This is a genomic window from Pseudomonas caricapapayae, assembly GCF_001400735.1.
Lineage (GTDB): Bacteria > Pseudomonadota > Gammaproteobacteria > Pseudomonadales > Pseudomonadaceae > Aquipseudomonas > Aquipseudomonas caricapapayae.
Genome location: NZ_LJPW01000171.1, coordinates 1 through 5,105 on the forward strand (window position 1 = coordinate 1; position 5,105 = coordinate 5,105).

A 5,105-nucleotide genomic window follows, 5' to 3' on the forward strand; every position below is an offset into this window, starting at 1 on the left:
ACGTACTCATGAAAGGTCCCGGCCGTTTCGTCGAACACGTAGACATAGCCGTCATACAGTTGGCGAAGGGTATAGCTGCGTGTTTTCAGACTCGGCATCAGCGTCCATTTGCTGGCCTTGAGCAGCGGTTTCAGCGTATCGGGCGCGGCATCGTAACGGGAGCGATCCAGCGCGTAGCGCACCGGCACGATGGCGACATTCGGACCTCTGAAGGGGCACAGGCTGGTGGCCGTGGCGGGTATCTTGGGGAACAGTACAGCACGTCGTTGCCTGTGTGTGCCGTGTTTATCGGTCATGCGGGGCACCTCTGCCGTTGCGGACTTTTTGACGGTATTCATCAAGTGCGTCTATGCGCAGTTCCGGGGCCAAACGTTGATGCTCGGGGTGCAGGGTCTGCCACGATAAGTAGTGACCTTGCGGCGAAGTGATAAAATCCAGACCCCAGTCGCCACAAATGTCGGCCCAGGTCGCCAATGCGTATTCACTGGTAAGTCCCCACTCGAGCGCGCTGTCCAAAGCACGGCTCAGCCAGTCTTCGATCTGATCATCGCTTTGGTCCACGAAAGCTTGTGAATATTGCCTCCTGACCCAGCCATGAATGCGCTCCTCGAATAACCATCGATAACAGCGCGCGAAGGCTTTCAGTTGCGGATCGCCCAGCAGGGTGAAACCCTTTCGAGAAGCCTGCTGCGCACGTTGATTAACAAAGGTGGTGATGGTTGAGCCGGGGCAATGTTGCCAACTGCGAAAGGGGGATTGGACCCATAGTTGATCTATAGGCCCCAGCACGGCGCTCAGATATTCAGCCCCATAGCTGGATAGCCAGTAATGCATCACCAACGGATCTGCAAAACGCAGCAGACTCGAGTTACCCAGATCATCGGTCGGGCTCAGAAACTGCTGCAAATGTGCCGAGACGATTTTCAGAGATGCGTTGCTGGAAAAAACGCAGGCATCGGCCCTTTGCGCTGAATGTCCCTGCCACTCTTGTATCAGCCTGGAGGGATGAGGTGCATGTACAAGTATCGGCCCTAGACCCATGACCTCTGTCCAGCGTGTGTCGAGATACAGCGGAGCGATTTCAAGACGCTCTTCGAGCTGATAAAGCTGCTTTATAGCGTCAGGTCGTAACGCTCCGTCAATCAACAGATAATTGGCCTGGTTCATTTCTTTGCTTCTTCTGTTACCCGCGCACATTGCTCACAAAATGGCGTGCGTCTCATTGTCTGTCTCTGTGCGGGAGTCAGCATCTCACCCGACTCGCCCTTATTGAGCTGTTCTGTGAAACCCGGCAAAAGCGGTGCCGCCTCTGAGCCTGTCCCAGGGCTTCCTCCCGAGTTGAGTTTCACTTGAGACCCGATCACCGTCACGCCGCCAGCGTCGATTTTGATGAAGGAACCACCTGCTTTGAGAGTGATCTCCAGCCCTGCTTCGATGATCAGCTTGTTACCGGCTTTGAGATGAATTTCCTGCCCGGCGTGTGCCAGTAATCCATCGCCCACCCAGATGTGCTGTGTTCCGCCCACCGTCAGGTGATCGTCGGCTTTGACTTCGGTCAGCCGGTTACTATCGACAGTGCAATGCTTCTCGGCCTTGAACTCGCTGTAGCTATTGCTCTCGACCCGGTCATGCCGCTCGTGGCCGACTCTAGTGGTGTACTTGTGCTCGATGTTCTGCTCAAGGTCTCGTTGAGCGTGGATGTAAATATGCTCCTGACCGGTTCGGTCTTCGATGCGCAACTCATTGGAGCCATTGCCGCCGGGGCTGCTCAGGGTCTTGAATACACTGCGTGTCTTGTGAGCGGGCAGCTCATAGGGCGGAATGTGTTCGGCGTGGTACAGGCAGCCACTGACTAACGGCCTGTCAGGGTCACCCTCCAGAAACGTCACCAGAACTTCCATGCCGATGCGCGGGATGGTCATGCCTCCGTAGCGATTGCCAGCCCAACTGGACGACACGCGTAGCCAGCAACTGCTCTTGTCATCGCCGGCTCCTTCACGATCCCAGTGAAACTGTACCTTGACCCGGCCATACCGGTCGCAGTGGATTTCCTGATCTTTCGGTCCGGTGATTACTGCGGTCTGACTGCCGAATATTCTCGGTTTGGGATGACGCAGAGGTGGGCGATACGGGGCCTTCCAAGGGGTCGCGAAAAAGGTATTACGATAGCCCTGATGAAAGTTTTCGAGGTTCTGGCTTTCATAGGCTGACTCTTCAAGCACTTGCGGCTGGCGACCTTCATGAAGGACTTCGGTCACCAGCCACAGTGCATTCCAGTCTTCGTTGGGATGCCCGCTTAATTGCAGAAAGTGACCGCTGACTATTCGGGGCTGGTCGCTTTGCCCTTCACCCAGTTGGTAGTCATGACGATGGCGTTCAAGGGCGCGCTTCGCCAGATGAGCACCCCGGTCGCGCTGTGTAAAACCGCCGGGATAATCGTAACGCTCAAGATCAGGAGAAGCCTCATCATGCGCCGAACCATCCAGGGTCAGATGCGGCTTTTCAAAGTGGTAATCGCGGCAAGTCGAGCGATTGGAGCGGGTTTCCAGACGCAGCTTGAAGCGCTGTATGACCGGTTCTCTGATCAGCAAAGCCGTCTCCTGTCTGTAGATCACAGGACCCAGTTTCGGAAACACTGTCTGATCGTCGCCAAACACCAGCCTGTGGGCAGTCGGGCTGTGTTCAAAGTGATAGTGCAGGCCTTCCTCTTCGCAAAGCCGGTGAATGAAGTGCAGATCAGACTCGCCGTACTGCACGCAATACTCGCGTTTCGGGTACGTAGTCCCGGGGTTGAGTCTGAACTCGTTGTTCCTCAGGCCATGATCGTGCATGACCTGCTCAATGATCTGGCTCACCGTCAGATTTTGAAAAATACGCCGATTGGTGCGATGTTCAAGTCGTGCCAGGTGCGGGCGCAGCGTGATCGAATAGTGGGTCAGACGATGCCCTGAATCGCCTTGGGCAATCTGATCGATCAACCCGTGAATACCGACATCATCGGGAGCGAACTGCAAGAAAACCGGCTGCCCCAGCAGACTCTCAAGATTCAGCGATGTGCATTCGCTGACCAGATCCAGGGCAAAGGAGAAAGGCTGGCTGATGGCTTCATGTCCCCTGAAGGCAAGAACTTTAAAATCATGGTTTTCAACGGCCAGGCTCAGACTGAAATGGTGCAGGGGGATTGTTTCGGACTGCATGAGTTTCCCTGTTTGCCTAAGAGTGATCCCCATCGGTCCTCAGACGCGATGGGGTTAACGTATTAGTCCAGACCCAGGTCATCCAGGTCATAAGAACCCGTCGAGCCTGCTATCAGGTGGTCCCACACTATTTGGCGATAGGTAAAGTGCACATCCTGCAGATGGATGGAATGTGAATTGTTAGGGTCGTCGCAGGTTGGCATGTGGTCTTTTATAGCCACAATCAGAGCACCGTGAAGCGTTGTTCTGTAATAGTTCTGTTCCTTGCCATCATTGGTGCGGTACCAATTTATTACAACGTCTGTTAATTTCTCACCCCTGCACAATGCCTCCAGCAGCAACGGGGACGCTCGGTCGAAAACTTTTGTAATGCAAATAGCGTTATGCCTGCGTCGCCCTGTATTTTCACCCGACTGAGGATCATAGGGCGATATGATTTCGTGAGTGAATGCGTGAACAATTGACTCGTCCGGGTGATCTTTCTGACCGTGGCCCCCTATAGAATTAATGGAACCAGCCTCTTTTGTAATGTTGCCCTGCTTGGTGCCTGTGATGGAAAGATAAGCGGGTGTAGGCATTGTGTCCTCCTGAAAAGCATCAGTCCTGCGCAACCGAATATGTCCGCAGCGAGCTATCGCTATAACAAATACCATGCCATGTAGCGACAAAGGCCGACGGCGCTTGGGTTTTGCGTGATCATGGCTGTCGGAAGATAAGTTTCTGCGAGTTTTATCAGGAAAAATGCGCAATTTATTGCGCGGTTTTAGTGGCTTCTTGCGCAGCGTCAATTATGCCGTTTGGCGGGGCGATCACATGTTTTTATCTTGTATAATAAGCAGTGATGTGCAAAAAGTTGCGCTTGCAGGACAATGGCTAAAATGGGTTGTTCATGCAGTCTAGGTCCGTGCTTCCTACATTTTATTCTCATTGCGTGTAGGAAATTTCTGAAATATAACAGTTGCATGTTTATCCGCTTGTTTATGCGGTGGGCGGCAGATAAGGTGTTGGTTACTTCCTTGCCAGGTTAGATACCTTGCGCTCTACGATAGTCATAATGCCGGGGTGGAGATGAGTGATAAAGACGAGTTGTCCATTCGTTATATGAATATTGCCCGGCATCCAATAGCAGAACACAACTACGCGGGCGATGACATACGATACTCGACGGCTTTTGAGCAGTTGGAGAGCGAGCTGGGCGGTGCGCAATCTGTACTGAAGCCCTTGAGTATCGACTGGTCGAGAATCAGAGAGGGCAGTGAGCAGATCCTCATCAGTCAGTCCAAGGATCTGCGTGTTGCCAGCTGGCTGGCCTGGGCCCTGTACGAGTGCGAGTCTTTTCCCGGCTTGCTGGCCGGCTTGAGGCTTATCCATTATCTCTGTGATCAGCATTGGCAGACACTGTTTCCCGAAAAGCCACGAACCCGTTCTGCCGCTGTTGGGTGGTTGATAATCAGGCTAGATAAGTTGCTGGTGGAGGACATCTCCATCTCCCGTCAGCTTCCTGTTTTTCAGGAGATGATCAAGTACCTCGATAGCCTGGATGAATTATTTGGTCGGCACCTCGTAGATGAATCGGCCTTGCTGCTGCCTTTACGGAGGCGTCTGACACGCATGATTCAACGTGCCCTACAGGTCGAAAAAGCACCTGTTACGGTGGTCCAGCAGGTCAAGCAAGTTGCAACCCAGCTATTCTCCAGCCCCGCCAAAATTGACTGCGAAAAAGATGCAGAGCGAACGTTGAGTCAGTATGAGCACTCTGTGAAAAGCCTCTGTAAATGGTGGTTGGGGAAAAAGACCACGGATCCGCGAGCGTTCCGTCTTGCGAGGACGTCGGTATGGCTGGCGGTGGACAAGTTGCCCGTGAGCAATGCGCAGAAAATAACCCAACAAAAAGGCCTGCCTGTAGAC

The 5,105-nt window shown here is 53.4% G+C and carries 5 protein-coding genes; 1 reads left to right on the forward strand and 4 read right to left on the reverse strand.

From position 1 onward, the window contains the following. From ALO80_RS25610 to ALO80_RS25625, 4 genes are all read right to left on the reverse strand, one after another. The coding region (locus ALO80_RS25610; protein WP_310886596.1) for a toxin VasX at positions 1-296 on the reverse strand (296 nt) is incomplete at its 3' end. Further along, complete coding sequence (locus tag ALO80_RS25615; RefSeq protein ID WP_055011007.1) at positions 286-1,167, reverse strand: DUF4123 domain-containing protein; 882 nt, start codon at positions 1,165-1,167, stop codon at positions 286-288. The genes ALO80_RS25610 and ALO80_RS25615, both read right to left, overlap by 11 nt. Beyond that, a complete protein-coding gene (tssI, locus tag ALO80_RS25620; protein WP_055011008.1) occupies positions 1,164-3,197 on the reverse strand; it encodes a type VI secretion system Vgr family protein in 2,034 nt (677 codons plus the stop codon). The genes ALO80_RS25615 and tssI overlap by 4 nt, the downstream gene beginning before the upstream one ends. A gap of 62 nt (positions 3,198-3,259) precedes the next feature. Further along, a complete protein-coding gene (locus tag ALO80_RS25625) occupies positions 3,260-3,775 on the reverse strand; it encodes an Hcp family type VI secretion system effector (protein ID WP_055011009.1) in 516 nt (171 codons plus the stop codon). Between the two features lie 490 nt (positions 3,776-4,265). Here ALO80_RS25625 and ALO80_RS25630 point away from each other — a divergent pair. Then, a partial coding sequence (locus tag ALO80_RS25630; RefSeq protein WP_083493416.1) for a TssA family type VI secretion system protein occupies positions 4,266-5,105 on the forward strand: 840 nt, incomplete at its 3' end.